The 546-nt window shown below is 42.3% G+C and carries 1 protein-coding gene; it reads right to left on the bottom strand.

Annotated elements, in window-relative coordinates; all coding sequences use genetic code 11:
• The coding region (locus ACFC20_RS17795; RefSeq protein WP_375194143.1) for a hypothetical protein at positions 1-546 on the bottom strand (546 nt) is incomplete at both ends.

Raw genomic sequence — 546 nt, 5'->3', positions numbered from 1 at the left:
TCTGAAGCCAGTTGATTTATTGCCGCTTTATTTTCATTTGTTAAGTCAGTTACCAATTGCGCGTAAACCTGATCGTAAGCCGCCGGAGCTGGACCAATATCAGCAGTTGTAATATCAACCATTGAGTCAGCAGCGTCAGCAATAGAAACCATTCTCTTAACAAGACCAACGGTTGATTCATCAGCAAGATCATTAAATCCAACTATATCACCATTAGAGCCGTGTGCTTGCGAAGCGTTTATATGATTATTAAGAGTTAATTCCAACTGCTCTATTGCTTGCCTGTTAATCTCTATATTGTCGGCGTTCTCTGCAATATCAAGAATATTCTTAGCTATCGCCTCTGCATTCTCCGCTATATTTTGCTCGTTAACTGCAATAGCTTCTTTGTTCTCTGCAATGGCAATTATATTAGCTTCCACAGCGGCAACGAGATCGTCAATGTCCTCAATATTGTCATCAATGGCGTTACCGCCTTTGTATGCAACACGGCGGTAAAGATCTCTAAACAAGGGCACAGGTAATGGCCAACTGGTGGCGCTTGGG

Origin of the sequence: Marinobacter sp. (genome assembly GCF_041984545.1) — a bacterium.
Lineage (GTDB): Bacteria > Pseudomonadota > Gammaproteobacteria > Pseudomonadales > Oleiphilaceae > Marinobacter.
This window is presented reverse-complemented; position numbering and strand designations above follow the sequence as displayed.